Raw genomic sequence first — 23,030 nt, 5'->3', positions numbered from 1 at the left:
GCGACCGGCGGATCGGAAATCGGTGCCGCGCGGCCTCAGTCCGCCTCCGCCGCGTAGCGGGACGCCGCCTCCGCGACCTTCCCCGCGTAGCTCCCGGCCGGGTTGTAGGCCGCGATCGCCGCCCGCCATCCCGACTCCGTCGAGAGGTCGCCGCCGGCGTCGCAGAGGTACCGGGCGGCGGTCACCGCCTGCTGGTCCACGTTCTGCGGATCCCATCCGCTCGACGCCCACGCCATCCACGTCGCGGGGATGATCTGCAGCGGACCCATCGCCCGGTCGACCTCGGCGTCGCCGTCCAAAGCCCCGCCGTCGTTGTCGGGGACCCGGTCGAAGCGCGTTCCGTCCAGGCGCGGACCGTAGATCGGCTCCGTCGGCCGCCCGTCCTCGCCCAGCTCGCCGCCGTCGATCGTGCCGTGCCTGCTCTCGACGTAGCCGATGCCGGCCAGGGTCGCCCAGTCCAACCGGCAGTCGGGGTCGACCGACGCCGTGAGGAGGGCCGTGCCCGCGTAGGCGGTGAGCGCACGCAGCGGGATGCCGCTCCCCTCGGACGCCGAGCCCAGCCACGCCTCGTCGGCGAGCAGTCGCACCGGCGTCGCCGCGGCCTGCTCGGGATCCTCCAGCACGACGGGGTCGGCCGCGACGGGAGCGGTCGCCGCGGGAGGGACGGTGGACAGGCCCTCCTCGACCGTCAGCGCGGGCGGCCGCTGGCCGCAGCCGGCCAGGAGGAGGCCGGCGAGCGGGACGAGGACGAGAACGGGGAGGCGGCGCACCCCTCAGAGGTACCAGCCGCGCCTGGGGCCGGGCTCCGCCACGCCTGAAAGCTAAACTCGGAGCCATGGCAGATTCAACGTTCGACGTCGTCAGCAAGATCGACAAGATGGAGGCGGACAACGCCCTGAACCAGGCCCACAAGGAGGTCGAGCAGCGCTACGACTTCAAGAACGTCGGCGCCTCGATCGCCTGGAGCGGCGAGAAGATCCTGATCAAGGCCAACACCGAGGAGCGGGCGAACGCCATCCTCGACGTCTTCCAGTCGAAGCTGATCAAGCGCGGCATCAGCCTCAAGAGCCTCGACGCGGGCGAGCCCTTCGCGTCCGGCAAGGAGTACCGGATCGAGGCCACCCTCAAGGAGGGCATCGACCAGGAGCACGCGAAGAAGATCAACAAGCTCATCCGCGACGAGGCGCCGAAGTCGGTCAAGTCGCAGATCCAGGGCGACGAGCTCCGCGTCTCCTCGAAGAGCCGCGACGACCTCCAGGCGACCATGGCGCTCCTGCGCGGAGCCGACCTCGAGCTCGACCTCCAGTTCGTCAACTTCCGCTGAGGAATGACGCACACGGGAGCACGCGCGTGACCGCCGGCATCGACGAGCCCGACCGGCGGGGCCGCACCGGACTCGACCGGGAGGGCCTCGACCTCGTCGGGAACCCCGACGTCGTCGTGAAGGAGGTCACCCTTCTCTCGAGCGACTGGTACGTCCTCCGCACCACCCGCTTCGACTACCGGCACCGCGACGGCAGCTGGACGAGCGAGCAGCGCGAGACGTACGACCGGGGGAACGGCGCGGCGGTCCTGCTCTACGACGCCGACACGCGCACCGTCGTCCTGATCCGGCAGTTCCGCTACCCCGCGTACGTGAACGGCGACCTCGACGGGATGCTCCTCGAAGTGCCCGCCGGTCTCCTGGACGAGGACGGGCCCGAGGAGGGCGCCCGCCGCGAGGCGTCCGAGGAGACCGGACTCGAGGTCGGCCGACTCGAGCACGTGTTCGACGCGTTCATGAGCCCCGGCTCGGTCACCGAGAAGCTGCACTTCTACGCCGGGCGCTACCGCGCGGGCACCCGCAGCGGAGCATTCGCGGGACTCGCCGACGAGGGCGAGGACATCGAGGTCCTCGAGCTCTCGTTCGACGAGGCGCTGACCCAGATCGGCGTGCAGATCGTCGACGCGAAGACGATCATGCTCCTGCAGTGGGCGGCCCTGTCCGGCCCGTTCTCGCGCTGACGCGCGAGCGTCGCGGCTGCGGACGCGTCAGCGCGCGTACTCGGCGAGGGCGCGTCCGGTCAGCGTGTCCGCCGCCGCGAGCCCGACCGGAGTCCCCTCGAAGACGATCGTCCCTCCGTCGTGCCCGGCTCCGGGCCCCACGTCGATGATCCAGTCCGCGTGCGCCATCAGGGCGCGGTGGTGCTCGATCACCACGACCGAGTTCCCGGAGTCGACCAGCCGGTCGAGCAGTCCGAGCAGCGTGTCGACGTCCGCGAGGTGCAGGCCCGTGGTCGGCTCGTCGAGCAGGTAGACGGATCCGGACGAGGCCATGTTGATCGCGAGCTTGAGGCGCTGGCGCTCGCCCCCGGACAGCGTGTTCAACGGCTGTCCGAGCGTGAGGTAGCCGAGACCGACGTCGACGAGACGGGCGAGCACCGTGTGCGCCGGTCCGCTCGCGAAGAACTCCGCGGCGTCGACGATCGGCATCGAGAGCACCTCGTGGATGTTCCTCCCGCGGAGGCGGTACTCGAGCACCTCAGCGGTGAACCGCTTGCCGTCGCACTCCTCGCAGACCGACGAGACCGTCGCGGCGGGGCCCAGCTCGGTGAAGATCATCCCGGCCCCCTTGCAGACGGGGCAGGCGCCTGCCGAGTTCGCGCTGAAGAGCGCCGGTCTCACACCGTTCGCCTTCGCGAAGGCCGCCCGGATCGCGTCGAGGACCCCGGTGTAGGTCGCCGGATTGCTGCGCCGCGAGCCGCGGATCGGCGACTGGTCGGCCACCACCACGCCGGGCCGACCCGTGAGCGAGCCGTGCAGGAGCGACGACTTCCCCGACCCTGCGACCCCGGTGACGACGGTCAGCACGCCCAGCGGGACGTCCACGTCGACGCCGCGGAGGTTGTGCGTGGAGGCCCCGCGGATCTCCACCGCCCCGGTCGGACGGCGCACGGCCTCCTTCAGCGGGACGCGGTGACCGAGATGACGGCCCGTCAGGGTGTCGGACGTGCGCAGCTGCGCCACCGTCCCCTCGAACCGCAGCTCGCCGCCGTGCGCACCGGCCCTCGGACCGAGGTCGACCACGTGATCGGCGATCTCGATGATCTCCGGCTTGTGCTCGACCACCAGGACGGTGTTGCCCTTGTCCCGCAGGCGGCGCAGCAGCTCGATCATCCGCGAGACGTCGTGCGGATGCAGACCCGCCGTCGGCTCGTCGAAGACGTACGTGACGTCCGTGAGGCTGGACCCCAGATGCCGCACCATCTTGACCCGCTGCGCCTCACCGCCCGAGAGGGTGCCCGACTCCCGATCGAGCGACAGGTAGCCCAGCCCGACCTGGACGAGGGCGTCGAGCGTCCCGAGGAGGGTCTCGACGATCGGAGCGACGGACGGCGCCTGCAGCCCGCGGAGCCACGCGGCGAGGTCGGTCGCCTGCAGCGCGGCGCACTCGGCGATGTTCCGGCCCCCGATGCGCGACTCCAGCGCCGCCCGGGTGAGCCGGCCGCCTCCGCACTCGGGACAGGCGGCGAAGGTGGCCACCCGCTCGGCGAAGGCGCGGATGTGCGGCTGCGCCGCCTCCTTCGCCAGGTAGAGGCGGGTGACCTTCACCAGGAGGCCCTCGTAGGTCATCGTCATCCCGGCGATGGCCATCTTCGTGGCCGGACGGTGGAGGAACGCGTCCATCTGCTCGGGCGTGAAGTCGGCGATCGGCACATCGGCCGGATAGAGGCCCGACTCGGCGAGGCCCTTCCAGTACCAGCCGCCGACGACGAAGTTGGGGATCGCGTCGAGAGCGCCGCCCTCGAGCGACTTCGAGCGGTCGATCAGCGCGTCGAGGTCGATGCTCGACACCCGGCCCGTCCCCTCGCACCGCGGGCACATCCCCTCCGGCAGGTTGAAGGAGAACGCACCGCTCGTGCCCGCGTGCGGATCGCCGATCCGGCTGAAGAGGATCCGCAGCATCGTGTACGCGTCGGTCGCCGTGCCGACCGTGGACCGGCCGTTCGACCCCATCCGCTCCTGGTCGACGACGATCGTGGCCGACAGTCCGTCGAGCGACTCCACGTCCGGGCGGGCCGGCGACCCCATGAACTGCTGCACGAAGGCGGAGTAGGTCTCGTTGATGAGGCGCTGGGACTCGGCCGCGATGGTGCCGAAGACGAGCGACGACTTGCCGGAGCCCGAGACCCCGGTGAACACGGTGATCCTCCGCTTCGGGATGTCGACGTCGATCCCCCGGAGGTTGTTCTGGCGCGCACCGCGCACCCGGATGACGTCGTGGGGCGAGGCCGTGGTCATGCTGTCTCCGTCCAGAGCGGTGCCCGAATCCTAGAGGAGGTGCGCGGCGTCCGCGCCGGAACGACGAACGGCCCCCCGGAGTGCACCGGAGGGCCGTTCGGAGAGCACGCGTCAGAGCGCGACCGGCTCCGCCCGCGAGATCGCGATCATGTCCTCGCGAGGAACGACCTTCACGCGCGCACGGCCCTCGGGCTCGCCGAGCGCCATCTCGTGCTCGTCCAGCCGGTGCCAGCCGTCGAGATCCGTGTAGGCGATCTCCCGCTCCTCGAGCAGGGCGACCACGGCCGCCTCCTCGGGGTGCTCGGGCGTCCACCAGGACGCCTGGTCGTTGAGCACGTGCGCGACGGTCTCCATGGCGTCGGACTTGGTGTGCCCGATGAGGCCCACCGGTCCGCGCTTGATCCAGCCGGTCGCGTACACGCCGTGGACCTGCTGGTCCTCGTCGTCCAGGACCTGGCCCTCGCGGTTCGGGATCACGCCGCGCATCTCGTCGAACGGGAGGCCGTCGAGCGGCGAGCCGAAGTAGCCGACCGCGCGGTACACGGCCTGGACCGGGACCTCGCGGATCTCACCCGTGCCGCGCACTCCGCCCTCGCCGTCCGGCTCGGTGCGCTCGTACCGGATCGCGCCGACCCGACCGGATCCGTCGTCCACGAACTCGAGCGGCTTCGCCCAGAAGTGCAGGTGGAGACGACGCGAGGCGCTCCCGACCTCGCGGGTGCGCCACTGGTTGAGCACCCGGTTGATGACCATGACCTGCTTGTTGGTCGCGATGGCGGCCTCCGAAGCGGGATCGAGGTCGAAGTCCTCGTCGGCGACGATCATGTCGACGTCGCGCAGCTCGCCCAGCTCGCGCAGCTCCAGCGGCGTGAACTTCACCTGAGCGGGACCGCGGCGCCCGAAGACGTGCACGTCGGTGACAGGAGACGCCTTCAGCCCCTCGTAGACGTTCGGCGGGACCTCGGTGGGCAGGAGGTCCTCGGCGTGCTTCGCCAGCATCCGCGAGACGTCGAGCGCCACGTTGCCGTTGCCGATGACGGCGACGGAGGACGCCTCCAGCGGCCAGGTGCGCGACACGTCGGGGTGGCCGTCGAACCAGCTGACGAAGTCGGCCGCACCGTAGGAGCCCTGGAGCTCGACACCCGGGACGTCGAGCGGAGCGTCGCGGACGGCGCCGGTCGCGAAGATCACGGCGTGGTAGTGCCGCTTGAGATCCTCGAGCGTGATGTCGGTCCCGAAGTGCACGTTGCCGAAGATGCGGATGTCGCCCCGGTCGAGCACCTCCCGCAGCGCGGTGATGATCCCCTTGATGCGGGGGTGATCGGGCGCGACGCCGTAGCGGACCAGGCCGTAGGGCGCGGGCAGGTGCTCGAACAGATCGATCGAGACGTCGTACTTCTTCTCGGCCTTGATCATGAGGTCGGCGGCGTAGATGCCCGCGGGACCCGCGCCGACGATGGCCAGCCTGAGCTTGGTCATTGCGTTCCTCCTGCCGGGGCGCCGCAGCGCACAACCGGTCTCATTCCTGCGGCGCAGGGCGCGCCGCGACGATCGGGGTCAGCCGTTGCGCTCGACGACGGTGTCGGCGAAGCGCGTCAGCGCCTTGCGGACGGAGCCGTCGGGCAGCGGAGCGAGGGCGGCGACGGCCTCGTCGGCCCACCGGTGGGCCTCGGCGAGGGTCTGCGCGGTGACGTCGTGATCGCGCAGTTGAGCGATGGCGTCCGAGATGTCGGCGCTCTGCTCCTCCGTGTGCGCGATGGCGTCGTTCGAGCGGCTCACATAGCTCTCGATGCGGGCGAGGAGAGCCGCGGCCTCCCTATCGGAGGAGGCGCGCTCGCGCAGGCGCAGGATCGGCAGCGTCGACACGCCGGCGCGGATGTCCGTGCCGGGGTTCTTGCCGGTCTCCTCCGGCTGGGGAGAGAGGTCGATGACGTCGTCGACGATCTGGAAGGCGACGCCGATCTTCTCGCCGAAGACGCGCATGGCCTCCTCGTACTCCTCCGGAGCCTCCGAGAACGCGACTCCCGTGCGGCCCGCCGCGGCGATCAGGGACCCGGTCTTGTCGGCCAGGACGGACAGGTAGTGCTCGACCGGGTCCTCGCCGTCGGTCGGGCCGACCGTCTCGTGCAGCTGCCCGAGGACGAGACGCTCGAACGTGTCGGCCTGGAGCCGGATCGCCTTGTCGCCGAGCTCGACCATCAGCTGGTTCGCGCGGGCGAAGAGCAGATCGCCCGTCAGGATGGCCACGTTGTTGCCCCACACGGTCTGCGCCGAGGGGACGCCGCGGCGCTTCTCCGCCTCGTCCATGACGTCGTCGTGGTAGAGCGATGCGAGATGCGTGATCTCGATCGCCTGCGCACCGAGCAGGACCTGCGGCGTGTTGCCGCGGCCCAGCGACGCGGCCAGGAGGGTGAGCATCGGGCGCACGCGCTTGCCGCCCGCCTCGAGGAGGTACCGGGTGGAGACGTCGGCCACAGCGTCCGCGAAGGACAGCTGCCGGACGAGACCCTCCTCGACCTGCTCCAGACCCGCGTCGATCGTGCGGGCGAGAGCCCGGTCCGACGAGGAGGAGAAGATGCGCTCGGAGAGGCCGAGCTGCGCCGTCAGAGACGGGCTGCGACGGGCGACGGGCGCAGTGGCGTTCACAGGGAAACCCTAACGTCTCGGCCTGTGCGGACCCCGGTCGTCATCGGGTCGCCGCGATCGGCTTGACGCCGCGGTGCAGCGCCACGATGCCCGCGGTCAGATCGCGGTAGGCCACGCGCTCGAAGCCCGCCGCGCGGAGCCAGGCGGCGACGACGCTCTGCTCCGGCCAGGCCCGGATGGAATCGCCGAGATAGTCGTACGCGGGATTGTTCGACGACGCGAGGCGCACGACGGCGGGCATGACCGTCGACAGGTAGAAGTCGTACGCGGCGGCCAGCGGAGCGATCGGCGGAGTCGAGAACTCGCAGATCACGACCCGGCCGCCGGGCTTCAGCACACGCAGGAACTCGGCGAGCGCCGTCCTCGGCTCGGCCACGTTGCGCAGACCGAACGAGATGGTCACGGCGTCGAACGACTCGTCCTCGAACGGGAGGTCCATCGCGTCGGCCTGGACGAACTCGATCCGGTCGTTGCCCGCCTGACGGCGGCGGCCGACGGCGATCATCCCCGGGGAGAAGTCGGCTGCGACGACCTGGGCGCCCGACCGCGCCAGCGACGCGCTCGACGTGCCGGTGCCGGCCGCGATGTCGAGGATGCGCTCACCGGGAGCAGGGTTGACGGCGCGAGTCGTCGCGATCCGCCAGAGCCGATCGTTCCCCACCGAGAGGAGACCGTTCACCAGGTCGTAGGCGGGAGCCACGGTGTCGAACATCGAGGCGACCTCGTCGGGCCGTTTGGTGAGGTCTGCCTTCGTCACGATCCGCAAGTCTACGGCGAGACGAGGGACGGCGGCTGTGCATCCGCCGTCCCGCGCCCGGTCGGCGCGCTCCCCCCTGGGGAAGCGCCGGGACCGCCCCGCTCCGCCTCGCGCGGCGGCCCCGGACCGGATCACGGTAGCAACGGAGCCCTGCGCCCCGAGCCCCGCGGCATGGGACGTCCCATCCTCTGGCGCGGGCGTACCCTGCTGAGGTGACGCTCATCGGCGCTGGAACCCCCCTGCTGCGTGCGGAGACGACTCCACTGGACTCTCCGCCGTCGCTCCTCTCCCACTCCGACCCGAGGCGGCCCCTCCTCTGGCAGCGCGACGGCGCCGGGCTCAGCGGACGCGGCGAGGCCCTGCGCCTCGAGTTCTCGGGCCCGGAACGGCTGCGGGATGCCGCGGCGGCCTGGCGTCGGCTCTGCGACGCGGCGACGGTGGAGGACCGGGTCGGACTGCCCGGGACGGGGCTGGTCGCGTTCGGGACCTTCGCTTTCTCGAGCCGATCCGAGGCGACGAGCGTGCTGATCGTGCCGCGCACCGTGATCGGGACGCGCGACGGCCGGTCATGGCTGACGCGGATCACGATCGGCGAGGCGGAGAGACCGTATACGCCGAGCGAGGAGCCGCTGGGGGCGGAGTACCACGTGCCGCTCTCGCCCGGTGCGCTGCCGCCGGACGGGTACCGCGCGGCGGTCGCTGCCGCGGTGGAGACGATCCGGGCGGGTGAGCTGTCCAAGGTCGTGATCGCGCGCGATCTGAAGGGACGGCTCCCGCCGGGGGCGGACCTGCGCCGGATGCTGGGTGCGCTCACCGAGCGGTACCCGGACTGCTGGGGCTTCGCCGTGGACGGATTCCTCGGCGCCAGTCCGGAGACGCTGGTCGCGGTCGATCGGGGCGAGATCTCGGCGAGGGTGTTGGCCGGCACGGCCGCACGAGGCGAGGATCCCCTCGCCGACGCGGACGTGGAGGCCGCTCTGCTCGAGAGTCCGAAGGACCGCTCGGAGCACGCTTTCGCTCTCGCCAGTCTGGTCCGGGAACTCGAGCCCCACACACGGGAGCTGACGGCGGGCGCCGCCCCGTTCACGCTCCGCCTGCCGAATCTCTGGCACCTCGCGACGGACGTGCGAGGAATTCTGGGCGACTCCTCCACCGCGCTCGATCTCGTCGATGCTCTTCACCCGACCGCGGCAGTGGCCGGCACTCCGACCGCCGACGCCCTTGCGCTCATCGAGCACCTGGAGCCCTTCGACCGCGGTCGGTACGCAGGACCCGTCGGCTGGATCGACGGCAACGGCGACGGCGAGTGGGCCGTCGGACTCCGTAGCGCCGAGGTCACGGCCGAGGGCGCGGTCACGGCCTGGGCGGGCGCCGGCATCGTGGCCGACAGCGTTCCCGAGTCCGAGCTCGCCGAGACCCGCATGAAGTTCCGCCCGATCACCGACGCTCTGGCCTGACGCACGTCGGGAATCGTTGAAGCCGTCGGCTACCCGCCGCTTACCCCGCCCGGTCCCCGTCGAGCCGGGGAACCCCCGGCCGTCGTCCTGCGCCCACCGGCGGACGCCCGGGCAGCGCCGGCGGTCTGGTCGTCACCCGGCGGCCGGTCGGTGTGGTCCAGTCCGCTGTGCCGTCCGGATGGAGCAGATACGTCCAGCGGTCGCCGTGGCGCACGTGGTGGTGGGTGACGCACAGGGAGGCGAGGTTGTCGGGAGTCGTCTCTCCCCCGTTCCGCCATTCGACGCTGTGGTCGGTCTCCGTCGAGGACGCCGGCCGGGTGCAGCCCGGGAAGCGGCAGGTCTGGTCGCGGAGGCGGACCAGCAGCCTCATCCTCGGCGGCGGGAGGCGGTGGCGGCGCCCGACGGAGACGACCGCGCCGGTCTCCTCGTCGGTCAGCACAGGAGTGAAGGCGGCGTCGTCGTCGATGAGCGCTCGCACCGCCTCGGCGGGGATCGGCCCGTAGCCGTCGAGCTCGGCGGCCGCCTTGTCGTCACCTGCGGCGGTGCTCGCCGCCACGGTGACTCTCACCTCGGCCCGCAGCCCGGTCGAGGGCGCCGCGGCTCCCTCCGGAGTGGTCCCCGCCACGTCCCCGTGGCAGAGCAGGTCGGCCCACGCGTCGGCGCGGAGCTGCGCCAGCGTCCGCAGATCGCGGTCCCCTTCGGCGCCGTCCCGCAGATCCCTCGCGATGCGGTCGAGCCGGGCGAGCGCTCCGACGGCCTCGGGCGCGGGGACGTGCGCGCACACCGTCGCCATGCCGTCGATCCCGGCTGTCATCCACACCCGGCGGTCCTCACGGGCGCGAGCGTGCCGCTCGGCGAGGGGCTCGTCGTGCAGCTCCTCCCGCACCCGCGCGAGGGCGTGGCGCAGCTGCCCCGGGGTCAGCGTCTCCGCGAGGTCGACGGCCCGGTCGTCGTAGGCCGCGCGCGCCGCTGCCGGGAGGGTCGCCGCGACGGAGCAGACGAGCTGGCCGGCCTCCCAGCGCATCCTGGCGTCGGCGAGCGCGGAGCGGGTCCGCGGCAGCTCCTCCATCAGGAGCGAGGCGTGCAGCAGCTCCCTGGCGGCGGTGCGCTCGGAGACCCCGAGGGCGACGGCGAACTCCGCTCGGATCGACCGTTCGACGAGGTCCGTCGCATCCTTGCTGTCCGTCGAGGAGCCTCGGGCGAACGCGTCGGGACAGGTCAGCGCCGCGCGGTGTCCCGCGTGCAGCGCCTCCGCCGCGGTCAGGAGCACCGGGGAGGCGCTCCTCGCGAGCGCCGCCGCCCGGTCGCCGAGGGCGAGGACCTCTCCTCGCACCGTCTCCGCATCAGCCATGCCTCCAGCGAAGCAGCAGCAGACGAGCTGCGGAGCTCGAACGAGGCGTCCCCGGGAGAACAGCGTCCGACGACGACCTGTGGAGGACCGTCCGACCGGACCCGCGCGGACTCAGCGCTCGAGCCGGATCTCCACGATGCCCGGCCCGTCACCCGGCGAGGTCAGCGCCTGCTCCAGCTCGCCGCGCGTCGCCGCACGACGGTGGCCCCACCCGTAGGCGCGCGCGAGAGCCTCCAGATCGGCGTTCTGCGGAGTGAACTGCACGCGGTCGAACGCATCGGGATGCGAGCTCGACGCGACCTCGAGTCCGTCGAAGATCGTGCCGCCCCCGTCGTTCACGACGACGAGCTGCACGCGCGGGCGCCGTTCTCCCGGCGGGAGGAGGAGGCCGCCGGCCTCGTGGAGCAGAGTGAGATCGCCGAGGACCGCGCGGGTGACTCCGCCGGCTCCCTGCTCGGTCGCCTGCGAAGCCACCGCGATCCCGAGAGCCGTCGAGATCGTGCCGTCGATGCCGGCGAGGCCGCGGTTCGCCAGGACGGATATCCGCTTGCCCGGCAGGGTCCCGTCGGCGACGCGGATCAGCCGCGACGCTCCGAACAGCAGCCGGTCGTGCGGCCAGGTGACCTTCCAGACCGCGGCGACGACGAAGTCGCGGGTGAGCGGTGCCCTGATCGCGGCGAGGGCGTTGCGCGCGTAGCCGCGGCGGTCCTCGACCGACATCGACCCGGCGTCGGGGACCTCGTCCAGCTCGTCGGGGTCGACCGTCAGGGCGCGGCTCGCGGACACCCAGGATCCGGCCCAGGCGCGCTCGCCGCGCTCGGGACGCGGCGCCCCCTCGGGGCGGACCACGTCGACGCCTCCGACGCGGCGGGCGCGCCGGCCGGGGTTGTAGAACTGCTCGCGCACGGCGTCCACGACGATCACCTCGACGTCCTCGCGCCGCAGCAGCTCGGGGACCTCGCGGGAGAGCGTCGGGTGTCCGAGCACGATCGCCCGGCGGATGCGTCCGCCGAAGTCGGGCTCGCCGAGCAGGCGACGCCAGGCGACGACGAGCTGCGGTCCGAAGCGGGCGCCGGAGGAGACCTCGGCCAGCAGCGGCCAGTCGCCGGCGCGAGCGATCTCCTCGGCCGCGGCGCCCGCCTTGTCCCCGGCGATGACGACCGTGAGCGGCTCACCGGGACCGGCGGTCACGACGGCACGCGGGATCCCGGATCGGACAGCGGGCGACGAGACCGGTTCGATCCCCTCCATGTCGGGCAGAGCGGAGGAGAGCGGGTCGCGGAAGGAGAGGTTCAGGTGGACCGGCCCGCGGCGCGCCGCGGTGACGGCACGATCGGCGAGCGCACGCGCGTCCTCGGGCCGGGAGGCGTCGTCCGGAGCAGCGACGTCCTCGAACAGCCGCACGGCACGCCCGTACAGCTCGCGCTGCTCGGCCGTCTGGTTCGAGCGGATGCCGCGCAGCTCGTCGGGCCGGTCGGCGGTCAGCACGATCATCGGCACGTCCGAGGCGTCCGCCTCGAGCACGGCCGGGTGCAGGTTCGCGGTCGCCGTGCCGGAGGTCGTGATCACGAGCGCCGGCATCCCGGATTCGAGGGCCAGGCCCAGCGCCAGGAACCCCGCGGAGCGCTCGTCGATCCGCACGTGCAGCCGGACGTCGCCGCGGGTCTCGAGCTCGGCCGCCACCAGGGCGAGCGCCTGCGAGCGGGAGCCCGGAGCGACGACGACGTCGCGGACGCCGAGCGCGACGAAGCGGGTGAGGAGGTCGACCGCGAATCGGGTGGAGGGGGCGACCGGCCGGTGCTCAGGCATCCCGGCGGCCGGGGCCGTCGGCCTCGCCCTGCTCGTCCATCTCGGCGAGGTCGCGCTCGAGCTGGGCGATGCGCTCTGCCTGCAGGCGCTCCTCCTCGGGGTCGCGCTCGGTGCGGAGGGTGCCGAGGAAGTCGGGGTCGTCGTCCGGAGCGGTGTAGCGGCGGCCGGCGGCGCGCTGCTTGCGGGGACGGCCGATCCAGAACCACAGTCCCGCACCGATGACCGGGAGGATCAGCACCACCAGGATCCAGGACCACTTCGGGATCGCCCGCACGGCGTGACGGTTGCTCATCGCGACGTCGATCACGGTGTAGACCGTGAAGACGGCGAGGGCCACGAGCAGGCCGATGACGAGGCGGATCATGGACACGAGTCTACGTCCGGCACCCCCGTCGGGGAGGGTCCGCACGGACGCTGGACAGGAGGCTCCCACGGTGCTCACGGAAGCGCGTGCAGGGGCCGACGTACACTGTCCCGGTGAAACTGAGCCGCGCGGTCGTCGTCTACTCGCTCCTGCGCCTGGCGATGTTCGCCGGCGTCTTCGTGCTGGTGTACCTGCCGGCGCGCACCTTCGTCGACTCGGAGCTGACGGCAGCGGTCACCGCGGGCTTCGTCGCCGCGATCGCGAGCCTGTCCCTCTCCTACATCCTGCTGAGGAAGCCCCGCGAGCGCATAGCGGAGGCGATCTACGAGCGCCGCAAGGACGTCCCGCGCGCCCCGACCGACGACGACGTCGAGGACGCCGCGGTCGACGCGACCCGCGACGACCGCTGAGCCGGGCGCTCCCGCCGGCGAGGCCTCCCCTCTGACGCGCTGACCCCGCTCGCACCAGGCCCGGCCCGCAACAGCCGATCTCACCCGAATCCGGCCCACCCGAGCCCGCCTCGTGCGAGCCGCCGCTCTAGAACGCCAGCGCCGCCCCGAGGATGACCGCGTAGGCGAGCCCGCCCAGGCTGGTCAACTGCAGCGCCAGGATGAGCTCCTTCGCCGTCTTCGCCGTCAGGGTGATCAGGATGGCCGGCAGGATCATCAGAAGCACGAAGAGCGTCAGCCATGCCAGCGGGTAGAACAGCGCGAGGATCACCGCGATGCCGAACGGGATCAGCACGAAGCCCGTGTAGATCGCGCGGGACACGGCCGGTCCCGCGAGGACCGCGAGGGTCCGCTTGCCCGAGAGGCGGTCGGTCGGGATGTCGCGGATGTTGTTGACCATGAGCACGGCGCAGGCGAACAGGCCCGCCGCCACGGCGCCGAGCCACGACTCCTGGTTGGTGCGGCCGATCTGCACGAACGTGGAGCCGACGGTGGCGACCAGGCCGAAGAACACGAAGACGAAGAGCTCGCCGAGCCCGAGGTAGCCGTAGGGGCGGCGTCCGCCCGTGTAGAACCAGCCGGCCGCGATCGCCGCCGCGCCGACGATCAGGAACCACCACTGCCCCGAGAGGGCGGTGAGCACGAGGCCGGCGACGGCCGCGATCCCGAAGAAGACCAGGGCGACGGTGAGCACCTGGCGGGGCTTCGCCGCTCCGGAGCCGGTCAGCCGCGAGGGTCCGACGCGGTTGGCGTCGGTGCCGCGCACGCCGTCGGAGTAGTCGTTGGCGTAGTTGACGGCGATCTGCAGGGCGAGCGAGACGGCCAGGCAGAGCAGGGCGCGCACCCAGTGCCAGCCCTCGTCGACGACCTGGGTCGCTCCGGTGCCGATGAGCACAGGGGCGACGGCCAGCGGGAGGGTGCGGAGGCGGGCGCCGGCGATCCACTCGCGGGGACCGGCGGGCTTCACGACGACCGCTCGCGGGCTGCCCCCGGGGCGGCCGCTGGAGGACTTCTTCTTGCGACTCGTACTCGACACGGAGGGAATCCTACCCACCGGCCCGTCGACGCTCGGAGCCGGTCAGGCCTGCTCGGCGAGCACCTCGAGGGCGCGGCGGTCGGGCTTCCCGGAGGCGAGGAGGGGGATGCGGCCGACCGGCAGCACGGCCGCGGGAGCGGCGGCGCGCCCGAGGCGGTCGGCGATCAGGGCGCGCAGGTCGGTGAGCGCGGGAGCCTCCTCCGCCGTCACGACGACCGGGACCTCGCCCCACTGCTCGTCCGCCCGCCGCACGACGACCGCGTCGGGGACGGTCCCCTCGCGCAGCACGGCCTCGACAGCGTCGAGCGACACCTTCTCCCCGCCCGACACGATCACGCGGTCGAGCCGACCGGTCACCCGGAGGCGCCCGTCGACGATCGACCCCGCGTCGCCCGTGCGGTACCAGCGCTCCCCGTCGAGCTCGAGGAAGGCGGAGGCGCTGCGCTCGTGGTCGATCGCGCCGTCGGCGTCGAGGTAGCCCTCCGCGAGGGTCGGGCCGCCGAGCAGCACCTGCCCGTCCTCGACGCGCATCCGCACGTCGTGGAGCGGGACGCCGTCGTAGACGCAGCCGCCGGACGTCTCGCTCGATCCGTAGGTCAGGCGGATGCGCGCACCGAGGGCGGCGGCGCGGTCCCGCAACGGCTGCGGCGTCGCCTGGCCGCCGATCAGGAGCGCGTCGAACGAGCGGAGCGCCTCGGCCGCGGCCGGATCGCGCTCGGCGAGGTCCAGCAGCCGCGCGAGCTGCACGGGGACCAGCGAGGAGTACCGCCGCTCCCCCGCCGGCATCGTCCGAGCGAGAGCGAGGAAGGCCGCCGCGTCGAAGCCGCCGGCCGGGAGGACGACCGGGTCGGCCTCCGCGGTCAGCGAGCGGACGAGCACCTGCAGTCCCGCGACGTAGTGCGTCGGCAGGCAGAGCAGCCAGCGTCCCGGCCCGCCGAGCTCGGCGAGGGTCGTGGAGGCGCTGGTGAGCAGGGCCGCTGTCGAGAGCGCGACCCGCTTGGGCGGCCCCGACGAGCCCGAGGTCTCGACGACGGCGGCGACGCGCTGCGGCACGACGGCATCCTCGGAGGCGGTCGCAGCGCCGGGGGCGGAGACGCGGATCGCCGGGCCGCTGCCGTCCAGGGCCGCGCGAAGAGCGAGGAGGACGGCCTCGACCGTCGCGTCGACACCGGCGAGCGGGCGGGTCACCTGCGTGCCCTCCGGCTCAGAACTGCCACGGGAACGGCGACCAGTCGGGCTCGCGCTTCTCGAGGAAGGAGTCGCGTCCCTCGACGGCCTCGTCGGTGCCGTAGGCGAGGCGCGTGGTCTCGCCCGCGAAGAGCTGCTGGCCCACGAGGCCGTCGTCCACGGCGTTGAACGCGTACTTCAGCATCCGGATGGCCGTGGGCGACTTGGTGAGGATCGTCTCGGCCCACTCCACCGCGGTCGTCTCGAGCTCGGCGTGCGGGACGACCGCGTTCACGGCGCCCATCTCGTAGGCGCGCTGCGCGGAGTACTCCCGCGCGAGGAAGAACACCTCGCGCGCGGCCTTCTGCCCGATCTGGCGGGCGAAGTATGCGGAGCCGTAGCCCGCGTCGAAGGAGCCGACGTCGGCGTCCGTCTGCTTGAAGCGCCCGTGCTCGGCGGAGGCGAGGGTGAGGTCGCAGACCACGTGGAGCGAGTGCCCGCCTCCTGCGGCCCAGCCGGGGACGGCCGCGATGACGACCTTCGGCATGAAGCGGATGAGGCGCTGCACCTCGAGGATGTGCAGGCGGCCGTTCCGCGCGGAGTCGATGCCCTCGGCGGTCTCGCCGTCGGAGTACCGGTAGCCGTCGCGGCCGCGGATCCGCTGGTCTCCTCCCGAGCAGAACGCCCAGCCTCCGTCGCGCGGGCTCGGGCCGTTGCCGGTGAGGATGACGACGCCGATGCGCGGGTTCGTCCGGGCGTCCTCGAGGGCGCGGAACAGCTCGTCGACTGTGCGCGGCCGGAACGCGTTGCGGACCTCGGGCCGGTCGAACGCGACCCGCGCGATGCGGCCGGAGCGGTCGTGGTGGTAGGTGATGTCCTCGAGTGCGTCGAAGCCGTCGACGGCCGCCCAGCGGTGGGCGTCGAACAGTTCGGAGACCTGCGTGCTCATGCCACGACCCTACTGATCCGGACTGCACGGCGACTCGACACCGCCCGGGCGGACGGAAGGGGACCCCGCTGACGCGGAGTCCCCTTCCGGTGCTCGCCCCTACTTGGCGGCGGAGGTGGTGCGGTTCTCGGCCGACACCATCCAGGCGTACTGCTCGAGGCTCTGGATGATCGCGTGGAGGAGATCCGCGCTGGTCGGGTCCTCCTCGTCCACCTGGTCGTGGACCTCGCGCATGGTGGCGGCGGTGTTCTCGAGGCGGATCGTGACCAGGTCGACGGTCTCGGCCGTGTCGATCTCGCCGTGCGGGTACTCGGGGAGGGTGGTGGTCGCGGCGACGGTGTCGCTGCGGCCGTCCGGGATCCCGTGGAGGGCGCGCATGCGCTCGGCGATGTCGTCGCTGAACTCGCGCGCGGCCTCGATGATCTCGTCGAGCTGCAGGTGGAGGTCCCGGAAGTTCTTGCCGACGACGTTCCAGTGGGCCTGCTTGCCCTGGACGTGGAGCTCGATCAGGTCGACGAGGACGATCTGGAGGCTGTCGAGCAGCTCCTTGGAGGCCTTGAAGCCCTTCTCGGCGTTCTGACGGCGGCTGGTCTTGGCACCGGAGCCCGCGGGGGCTTCGACGTGGCGTTCGAGGGTGGTGGTCATGGACCGTTCCTTTCTCTTGCAGTGCCGGGTGCGGTGTCCCGCCCCGAGTCTGGCTTCTTCGGCTGGACGGCGCCCGCACGCGCGGGGTGCGCGCGCTGGGCGGGGCCCGTGGTTGCGGGGATCAGATCGTGGCGACGGATCCGGAGTCGACGCGGTAGTTCGAGCCGTTCACGAACGAGGCGCGGTCGGAGCAGAGGAAGGCGATCACGGCTGCGACCTCCTCGGCCTCGCCCCGGCGCTTCAGCTCCATGTACGGGCGCTCCTCGTCGAGGAAGGACGAGATCGCCTCGTCGACCGAGGTGCCCCTCTGCTCGGCGCGCTTGGACATCATCGCGTCGGTCATCGGAGTGCGGATGAACGCGGGCGAGACCGTGTTCACGAGCAGGCCCTCCTGCGCGTAGGAGCGCGAGAGGCCCTTGGCGAAGGCGAGGACGCCCGCCTTCGCGGCGCAGTAGGGCAGTTCGTCGTCGTAGGGCTGCACGGCGTCCTCGGAGGCGGTGAGCACGAGCCGGCCCCAGCCTCCGGTGCGGAGGTCGGGGAGGAACTCGCGCACGAGCCGCACAGGCCCGAGCAGGTCGACCTCGAGCGTGCTGGTCCAGCCCTCGTCGTCGATCTCGTGGAACAGGCCCTGCGCCCCCGTGACTCCGGCGCACTGCACGAGGATGTCGATCGCGCCGACCGCTCCGGCCACGCGGCGGTGCAGCTCGGCGAGCTGCTCCGTGCTGGTGACGTCGGCGGCGAAGGCGTGCAGGCGGCCCTCCGGAGCGTCGAGCCCGGCCGCGGCCCGGTCCAGCTCCGCCTGGTCCTTGTCGGTGATCACGACGGTCGCGCCCTCGGCGAGGAGGAGCTGCGCCGTGGCCAGGCCGATGCCGGAGTCGCCTCCGGTGACGAGGGCGGTGCGGCCGGTGATTCCGAGATCCATGCTGAGGTGCTCCTTGTGGGTGCGGTGCGAGGGGGTGGTACCGGTCTACGCCCCTCGGAGCCGGCCCTCAACGGGTTGCGCGGACGCCGTCGGCGGGGTTACGCGCGGCCGACCTTCTCCGGCGCCAGCTCCTCGATGGTGATGGCCGCGTTGATCAGCGCGAGGTGGCTGAGCCCCTGCGGCAGGTTGCCCCAGAAGGCCAGGTCGTCGACCGCGATCATCTCGGACATGATCCCGACGTCGTTCGGGACCGTGGCGACGAGCTCGTCCATCAGGGCGACCGACTCGTCGTGCCGACCGACGCAGGCCAGGGCGGAGGCGAGCCAGAACGAGCAGGCCACGAACGGGTGCTCCTCGCCCTCCATGCCGGAGTAGCGGAACAGCAGCGCGCCGCGGCCGAGCTCCTTCACCAGGGCGTCGATGGTGGAGATCATCCGCTCACCGCGCTCGTAGCCGCTGGGCGCGTGCAGGAGCACCGAGGCGTCCAGCTCCTCGCTGCCCGGGTACATCACGTAGGAGCCGAGCTCCTCGGACCAGCAGTGCTCCTCGATCCACTCGCGGATGCGGTCGCGCTCGAAGCGCCAGCGGTCGGGGCTGCCCGCGACCTGGCCGAGCTCCGCCAGGTGCACGGCCGCGTCGAGCGCCTGCCAGCAGCCCATCTTCGAGGAGGTGTAGTGCTGCTCCTCCTCCAGCTCCCACATGCCCGCATCGCGGTTCCGCCACAGGTCGCAGGTGGTGTCGGCGACGCGGGCGAGGAGCCGACCGGTCTGGATGTCGAGGACGTTGCCCTCGTCGACGTAGATGCGGCAGATGTCGAAGAGGTCGCCGAAGACGCCCAGCTGCAGCTGGCTCTGCGCTGCGTTGCCGGCGACGACCGGGCCGATGCCGGCGTAGCCCGGGACGTCGAACTCCTCCAGGACGGTCGGCATGGAGCCGTCGAGTCCGTAGAAGATGTGCAGATCCGGTCCGTGCTCCTTGATCGTGCGGAGGAGCCAGGACAGCGCGGCGTGCGTCTCCTCGCGCAGGCCGAAGCGCACCAGCGCGTGCATCGTGTACGCGGCGTCGCGCACCCAGGCGAAGCGGTAGTCCCAGTTCTTGCCGCCGTTGGGCGACTCCGGGAGCGACGTGGTCGCGGCCGCGGCGATGGCTCCTGTGGGCGAGTAGATCAGCAGCTTGAGCGCGAGGGCGCTGCGCTGGACGGCCTCGGACCACGGGCCGTCGTAGGAGAACTCCTCCGACCAGTCCTGCCAGCTGCGGATGGTGCGGTCGATGCCGCGGTCGACGTTCTTCGCGACCGGGAAGTGCAGCGGCTCGTCGTGCGTGGCCGACACGACCAGGACGTGCCGCACGGCGTCCTTCCCCGCGGTCACGACGAAGGAGCCCGTCAGCTCGTCGCCGGCGCCGGAGGGCGCGTCGTCGCCGTCGGGCCCGTGCTCCTGCCCGGTGACGCCGATGGTGATGTCGCCGGCGCGGATGAGCGAGCGGCCGTCGGCGTTCTGGATCCACGGGGAGAACCGGCCGAGTCCCGTTCCGGGACGCACGGCCCACCGCATCCGCACCTCGCCGTCGACACCGTCCACGCGGCGCGCGAGCTCGGCCCACGGGAGGCGGCCCGCGATCCCGGTGACGAGCGCGTCCGTCACGCGGACGGTGCCCGACTCGGTGGTGAAGGTGGTCTCGAGGACGTTCGTGTCGCGGATGTAGGCGCGCGAGACCTCGGCGGGCTCCTCGGGGGCGAGCTCGACGCAGCCGCCGGACTCGGCGTCGATCAGGGCGGCGAAGGCGGGGGTGGAGCCGAGGTCCGGGACGGGCATCCAGTCGACGCTGCCGTCCTTCGCGATCAGGGCGACCGTGCGACCGTCTCCGATCGCGGCGTAGTCGCGCAGGGGCCTGGTCGAGCGGGGTGCAGCCATCCCCTCACCGTAGGGCGCGGGCGGTGCGCCGATTCGGGCTTGCGGGCGGACGGGCTTGCTTGTAGCGCCCGGTCAGGTCGCGGCGACTCCGCCGTACTCCTCGAGGCGGTCGGTGAACTCGCCGCGGTCCTCGTCCTGCAGGACCCCGTTCGCGTACCCGGCGAGGAACGCGCCCTGCGGGTCCGGCGAGAGGCCGACTCCGTCCAGCATGTCGGCGACCAGGCCGGTCGGATCGGCGTCGAGGTCGACGAGGCCCATCTCGATCGCGGGCACGAGGTCGGCGGAGGAGCGCGCGGTGACGATCCAGAGCGCGGCCGACGCCTCCTCGTCCGAGAGGTCGCCGTCGAGCTCGTAGCCCGCCTCCGACCACTCCTCGGGGGTGTCGGCCACCTCGACGTCGTCGAAGCCGAGGGGCGAGAGCGCTGCGGTGAAGCGGTCGACCGCCGCCTGCCTGTCGGCGTCGGTCGAGACGTCGGCGGCGGCGTACTCGGTCGCCGAGATGTAGTCGTACAGAAGGGAGGGACCGCCGTAGGCGTTCTGCGACTGCTCGTAGTACTCGTCGTCGGCCGAGGTCCACTCCTCGGGGACGGCGCCCTCGACGGCCGCGACGGCCTGCTCGGCACTCGCGCGCACGTCCTCCGCGGACGGCTGGCCGAGGATCGTCGCGGCGTCGCCGTCCTGGTAGCCGGGGTAGTCGTAGAGCGGATCGGACGGGTCCCCGCTGCCGAACGGGTCGTCCGTCGGGTCGCCGAACGGCTCGGACGGAGCGCTCGTCGACGCGCTGCCGGCGGCGGAGTCGAGCGCGCCGCCCACTCCGACGGCGACGAGCGTGCCGAGCACGCCGGTGTAGACGACGCCCACGAGGAGGCTCGTGCCCAGCGCGATCCAGGCGCCCCTGCCGAGCGGGCGGCGGGAGGGGACGGAGCCCTGCGTCGGGCCCGGGGCGGGCGCGGGCGGCGGGCTCATCGGCATCTGGCTCATCGCACTCCTCCGGACTCCAACGGCAGCCTCGTCAGTCTGGCACCTCGGCGGGCGCTCGGAGGAGGGACCCCGGGGGCTTGCGCGCGCGTCGCCGACCTCCTGCGCCCGGGTGGCCGCCGCGTCGCCCCGGCCGGTGGACAATGGCCGGATGGACGACGTCGTGCCCGCCTCCCCGCTCCCCTCCCTCGGCGAGATCGACGCGGGACTCCGCGTCGTCGCTCTGCCGCTCCGCACCCGCTTCCGCGGCGTCGACAACCGCGAGATCGCGCTCGTGCGCGGCCCCGAGGGCTGGACCGAGTTCTCGCCCTTCCTCGAGTACGGCGCGGAGGAGTCGGCGGCGTGGCTCCGGGCGGCGATCGACTACGGCTGGAGCGAGCAGCCGGCACCGCTGCGCGACCGCATCCCGGTGAACGCGACCATCCCGGCCGTCGCACCGCACGAGGTCGCCGCCGTGCTCGCGAGCTACCACGGCTGCCGCACGGCGAAGGTGAAGGTCGCCGAGCGCGGCCAGACGCTGGCCGACGACGTGGCCCGGGTCGTCGAGGTCCGCCGCCTGCTCGGTCCGGAGGGCCGGATCCGCGTGGACGCGAACGGCGGCTGGAACCTCGACGAGGCCGAGCACGCCGTCCACGCCCTCGCGGAGTCCGACCTCGAGTACGTCGAGCAGCCGTGCGCGAGCGTCGACGAGCTGGCGGAGCTGCGCTACCGGGTGAAGTACATGGGCATCCCGATCGCCGCCGACGAGAGCGTCCGCAAGGCCGCCGATCCGCTCGCCGTCGCCCGGGCCGGAGCCGCGGACCTGCTGGTCGTGAAGGCCCAGCCGCTCGGCGGGACGCGCCGGGCGCTGGCCCTCGTCGCCGAGGCGGGGCTGCCGGCGGTGGTCTCGAGCGCGATCGACAGCTCGGTCGGACTCGCCATGGGCGCCGCCCTGGCCGCGGCGCTCCCCGAGCTGCCCTTCGACTGCGGACTCGGCACCGCGTCCCTCCTCGCCGCGGACGTCACGGAGCGGCCGCTGCGGCCGGTGGACGGCGGGATCCCCGTCGGCCGCGTGGAGGTCTCGGAGGAGCTCCTCTCCCGTCACGCCGTGTCACCGGAGCGGCTCGCCTGGTGGCGGGCGCGGCTCCGCGACTCCTACGCGCTGCTCTGATCGTCGGCGGCGGGCGCCGCGTCCGAGGAGCGGCAGAATGGGAGCGTCGGCCGCCGGTGCCCGACGCATCCCCCACCCTCGAGCATCGGAGCACCGTGAGCGCATCGACCGTCCCCGTCTTCCTCGACTGCGACACCGGCATCGACGACTCGCTCGCCCTGGCGTACCTCCTCCGCTCGCCCCGGGCCCGCCTCGTCGGGATCAGCACGGTCAGCGGCAACACCGACGCCCGCCGGGCCGCCGTCAACAGCCTCGGCCTGCTCGCGCTGGCCGGCCGCGACGACGTGCCGGTCGCCGTGGGGGCGCACCACTTCCTCGAGGAGGACTACGCCGGCGGATCTCCGCACGTGCACGGCGACGACGGCATCGGCGGGGTCGCGCTGCCCGAGGGCGGCGAGCCGGTCGACGAGGATCCGGCCGACCTCCTCCTCCGTCTCGCTCGTGAGCACGAGGGCGAGCTGCGGCTGGTCGCGATCGGCCCGCTGACGAATCTCGCGCTCGCCCTCCGTGCGCACCCGGAGATCGCGTCCCTCGTCCACTCGGTGACCGTGATGGGCGGAGCCGCGCTGGTCCCCGGCAACGTGACCGCCGTGGCGGAGGCCAACATCTGGCACGACCCTGCGGCCGCCGCCGAGGTCGTCGCGGCCGACTGGGATCTCACGCTCGTGCCCCTGGACGTGACCATGCGGCACCTGCTGACGGAGGAGGATCGCGCCGTCCTGCTCGCGTCGCCCGATCCCCTCGCGCAGGCCATCGGGCAGGCGCTCGACTTCTACTTCGACTTCTACGTCGGCCACTTCGGCGAGCGCACCGCTGCGATGCACGACCCCATGGCCGCCGCGATCGCCGTCGACGCCGTCGCCCTCACCTCCGCCCCGCGCGTCCACGTCACTGTCGACGCCACCCACGGCCCCGGCCGCGGCCAGACCGTCGCCGACCTCCGCGGCATCTACCGCGGCGTCCATCCCTCCGACGCCCGCACCCGCATCGTCCTCGCCCTCGACGCCCCTTTCGCCCCCCACCTCATCGACATCGTCACCGCCGTCTGACCCGTCCGCCGTCGCCCCCGGCATCCACCACCGCCACTCGACAGGCACGGATCCGCCCGCAGCCCGTCCATGCCCCCTGTGCGCGACACGCCCGCTCCGCGCACTAC

The 23,030-nt window shown here is 72.6% G+C and carries 21 protein-coding genes; 6 read left to right on the top strand and 15 right to left on the bottom strand.

What is annotated here, in order from left to right:
• Positions 1 to 35: 35 nt before the first annotated feature.
• On the bottom strand, positions 36 to 770 hold the full coding sequence (locus tag C5C56_RS07385) for a hypothetical protein (protein WP_104319312.1): 735 nt from the start codon (positions 768 to 770) through the stop codon (positions 36 to 38).
• 65 nt (positions 771 to 835) lie between these two features.
• Between C5C56_RS07385 and C5C56_RS07380 the strand changes: the two genes are divergently transcribed.
• Together C5C56_RS07380 and C5C56_RS07375 are read left to right on the top strand one after the other, a co-directional pair.
• The gene (locus C5C56_RS07380; RefSeq protein ID WP_104223606.1) at positions 836 to 1,324 is read left to right on the top strand and encodes a YajQ family cyclic di-GMP-binding protein; all 489 of its coding nucleotides are present in this window, start codon (positions 836 to 838) and stop codon (positions 1,322 to 1,324) included.
• Positions 1,325 to 1,350: 26 nt separating this feature from the next.
• The gene (locus C5C56_RS07375) at positions 1,351 to 2,004 is read left to right on the top strand and encodes an NUDIX domain-containing protein (RefSeq protein WP_104319311.1); all 654 of its coding nucleotides are present in this window, start codon (positions 1,351 to 1,353) and stop codon (positions 2,002 to 2,004) included.
• Between the two features lie 27 nt (positions 2,005 to 2,031).
• On the opposite strand, the gene C5C56_RS07370 is transcribed toward C5C56_RS07375, so the two are convergent.
• From C5C56_RS07370 to ubiE, 4 genes are all read right to left on the bottom strand, one after another.
• Positions 2,032 to 4,281 (bottom strand): excinuclease ABC subunit UvrA, encoded by a 2,250-nt coding sequence (locus C5C56_RS07370; protein ID WP_104319310.1) that lies wholly within the window; start codon positions 4,279 to 4,281, stop codon positions 2,032 to 2,034.
• A 111-nt stretch (positions 4,282 to 4,392) separates the two neighbouring features.
• Positions 4,393 to 5,760: an FAD-dependent oxidoreductase gene (locus tag C5C56_RS07365; protein ID WP_104257164.1), complete on the bottom strand. Its 1,368-nt coding sequence runs from the start codon at positions 5,758 to 5,760 to the stop codon at positions 4,393 to 4,395.
• Between the two features lie 78 nt (positions 5,761 to 5,838).
• A complete protein-coding gene (locus tag C5C56_RS07360; protein WP_104249782.1) occupies positions 5,839 to 6,927 on the bottom strand; it encodes a polyprenyl synthetase family protein in 1,089 nt (362 codons plus the stop codon).
• Positions 6,928 to 6,967: 40 nt separating this feature from the next.
• A complete protein-coding gene (ubiE, locus tag C5C56_RS07355; protein ID WP_104226060.1) occupies positions 6,968 to 7,684 on the bottom strand; it encodes a bifunctional demethylmenaquinone methyltransferase/2-methoxy-6-polyprenyl-1,4-benzoquinol methylase UbiE in 717 nt (238 codons plus the stop codon).
• Between the two features lie 212 nt (positions 7,685 to 7,896).
• On the opposite strand from ubiE, the gene C5C56_RS07350 reads away from it, so the two are divergent.
• Positions 7,897 to 9,141: an isochorismate synthase MenF gene (locus C5C56_RS07350; protein WP_374954271.1), complete on the top strand. Its 1,245-nt coding sequence runs from the start codon at positions 7,897 to 7,899 to the stop codon at positions 9,139 to 9,141.
• 40 nt (positions 9,142 to 9,181) lie between these two features.
• Here C5C56_RS07350 and C5C56_RS07345 read toward each other — a convergent pair whose 3' ends face one another.
• The 3 genes from C5C56_RS07345 to C5C56_RS07335 all read right to left on the bottom strand — a co-directional run bounded on the left by C5C56_RS07345 (position 9,182) and on the right by C5C56_RS07335 (position 12,665).
• Entirely contained in the window at positions 9,182 to 10,492 is a 1,311-nt protein-coding gene (locus tag C5C56_RS07345) for an HNH endonuclease signature motif containing protein (protein WP_104319309.1), read from the bottom strand.
• A 111-nt stretch (positions 10,493 to 10,603) separates the two neighbouring features.
• Positions 10,604 to 12,301, bottom strand: a complete 1,698-nt coding sequence (gene menD, locus C5C56_RS07340) for a 2-succinyl-5-enolpyruvyl-6-hydroxy-3-cyclohexene-1-carboxylic-acid synthase (protein ID WP_104319308.1) — start codon at positions 12,299 to 12,301, stop codon at positions 10,604 to 10,606.
• A complete protein-coding gene (locus C5C56_RS07335; protein WP_104223654.1) occupies positions 12,294 to 12,665 on the bottom strand; it encodes a PLD nuclease N-terminal domain-containing protein in 372 nt (123 codons plus the stop codon). Before C5C56_RS07335 ends, menD begins: the two co-directional genes overlap by 8 nt.
• A 113-nt stretch (positions 12,666 to 12,778) precedes the next feature.
• Here C5C56_RS07335 and C5C56_RS07330 point away from each other — a divergent pair, with 113 nt between their 5' ends.
• The gene (locus tag C5C56_RS07330; protein ID WP_104239140.1) at positions 12,779 to 13,075 is read left to right on the top strand and encodes a DUF4229 domain-containing protein; all 297 of its coding nucleotides are present in this window, start codon (positions 12,779 to 12,781) and stop codon (positions 13,073 to 13,075) included.
• Positions 13,076 to 13,202: 127 nt separating this feature from the next.
• On the opposite strand, the gene C5C56_RS07325 is transcribed toward C5C56_RS07330, so the two are convergent.
• The 7 genes from C5C56_RS07325 to C5C56_RS07295 form a co-directional block, all read right to left on the bottom strand.
• Complete coding sequence (locus C5C56_RS07325) at positions 13,203 to 14,150, bottom strand: 1,4-dihydroxy-2-naphthoate polyprenyltransferase (RefSeq protein WP_374954270.1); 948 nt, start codon at positions 14,148 to 14,150, stop codon at positions 13,203 to 13,205.
• 42 nt (positions 14,151 to 14,192) lie between these two features.
• Positions 14,193 to 15,338, bottom strand: a complete 1,146-nt coding sequence (locus C5C56_RS07320; RefSeq protein ID WP_104319306.1) for an AMP-binding protein — start codon at positions 15,336 to 15,338, stop codon at positions 14,193 to 14,195.
• Positions 15,339 to 15,354: 16 nt separating this feature from the next.
• Positions 15,355 to 16,266 (bottom strand): 1,4-dihydroxy-2-naphthoyl-CoA synthase, encoded by a 912-nt coding sequence (locus C5C56_RS07315; protein WP_068255374.1) that lies wholly within the window; start codon positions 16,264 to 16,266, stop codon positions 15,355 to 15,357.
• Between the two features lie 99 nt (positions 16,267 to 16,365).
• Positions 16,366 to 16,911 (bottom strand): Dps family protein, encoded by a 546-nt coding sequence (locus tag C5C56_RS07310; protein ID WP_104223596.1) that lies wholly within the window; start codon positions 16,909 to 16,911, stop codon positions 16,366 to 16,368.
• A gap of 121 nt (positions 16,912 to 17,032) precedes the next feature.
• Positions 17,033 to 17,833 (bottom strand): SDR family NAD(P)-dependent oxidoreductase, encoded by an 801-nt coding sequence (locus tag C5C56_RS07305; protein WP_104266734.1) that lies wholly within the window; start codon positions 17,831 to 17,833, stop codon positions 17,033 to 17,035.
• A 98-nt stretch (positions 17,834 to 17,931) separates the two neighbouring features.
• Entirely contained in the window at positions 17,932 to 19,746 is a 1,815-nt protein-coding gene (locus C5C56_RS07300) for a glycoside hydrolase family 15 protein (protein ID WP_104247930.1), read from the bottom strand.
• 72 nt (positions 19,747 to 19,818) lie between these two features.
• Positions 19,819 to 20,727 carry a hypothetical protein gene (locus C5C56_RS07295; protein ID WP_104262954.1) on the bottom strand — a complete coding sequence of 303 codons (909 nt, stop codon included), beginning with the start codon at positions 20,725 to 20,727 and terminating at the stop codon, positions 19,819 to 19,821.
• 148 nt (positions 20,728 to 20,875) lie between these two features.
• On the opposite strand from C5C56_RS07295, the gene C5C56_RS07290 reads away from it, so the two are divergent.
• Both C5C56_RS07290 and C5C56_RS07285 read left to right on the top strand, forming a co-directional pair.
• Positions 20,876 to 21,874 carry an o-succinylbenzoate synthase gene (locus tag C5C56_RS07290; protein ID WP_104307921.1) on the top strand — a complete coding sequence of 333 codons (999 nt, stop codon included), beginning with the start codon at positions 20,876 to 20,878 and terminating at the stop codon, positions 21,872 to 21,874.
• Between the two features lie 95 nt (positions 21,875 to 21,969).
• On the top strand, positions 21,970 to 22,923 hold the full coding sequence (locus C5C56_RS07285) for a nucleoside hydrolase (RefSeq protein WP_104287693.1): 954 nt from the start codon (positions 21,970 to 21,972) through the stop codon (positions 22,921 to 22,923).
• Positions 22,924 to 23,030 lie beyond the last annotated feature (107 nt).

The organism is Rathayibacter sp. AY1D1 (genome assembly GCF_002932635.1).
GTDB lineage: Bacteria > Actinomycetota > Actinomycetes > Actinomycetales > Microbacteriaceae > Rathayibacter.
This window is presented reverse-complemented; position numbering and strand designations above follow the sequence as displayed.

Bases quoted from the DNA above. Each gene is read 5' to 3' on its own strand.
- C5C56_RS07335 (WP_104223654.1), bottom strand. From the start codon at position 12,665: ATGATCCGCCTCGTCATCGGCCTGCTCGTGGCCCTCGCCGTCTTCACG.
- C5C56_RS07345 (WP_104319309.1), bottom strand. From the start codon at position 10,492: ATGGCTGATGCGGAGACGGTGCGAGGAGAGGTCCTCGCCCTCGGCGAC.
- C5C56_RS07380 (WP_104223606.1), top strand. From the start codon at position 836: ATGGCAGATTCAACGTTCGACGTCGTCAGCAAGATCGACAAGATGGAG.
- menD (WP_104319308.1), bottom strand. From the start codon at position 12,301: ATGCCTGAGCACCGGCCGGTCGCCCCCTCCACCCGATTCGCGGTCGAC.
- C5C56_RS07305 (WP_104266734.1), bottom strand. From the start codon at position 17,833: ATGGATCTCGGAATCACCGGCCGCACCGCCCTCGTCACCGGAGGCGAC.
- C5C56_RS07365 (WP_104257164.1), bottom strand. From the start codon at position 5,760: ATGACCAAGCTCAGGCTGGCCATCGTCGGCGCGGGTCCCGCGGGCATC.
- C5C56_RS07300 (WP_104247930.1), bottom strand. From the start codon at position 19,746: ATGGCTGCACCCCGCTCGACCAGGCCCCTGCGCGACTACGCCGCGATC.
- C5C56_RS07370 (WP_104319310.1), bottom strand. From the start codon at position 4,281: ATGACCACGGCCTCGCCCCACGACGTCATCCGGGTGCGCGGTGCGCGC.
- C5C56_RS07295 (WP_104262954.1), bottom strand. From the start codon at position 20,727: ATGAGCCAGATGCCGATGAGCCCGCCGCCCGCGCCCGCCCCGGGCCCG.
- C5C56_RS07315 (WP_068255374.1), bottom strand. From the start codon at position 16,266: ATGAGCACGCAGGTCTCCGAACTGTTCGACGCCCACCGCTGGGCGGCC.
- C5C56_RS07310 (WP_104223596.1), bottom strand. From the start codon at position 16,911: ATGACCACCACCCTCGAACGCCACGTCGAAGCCCCCGCGGGCTCCGGT.
- C5C56_RS07290 (WP_104307921.1), top strand. From the start codon at position 20,876: ATGGACGACGTCGTGCCCGCCTCCCCGCTCCCCTCCCTCGGCGAGATC.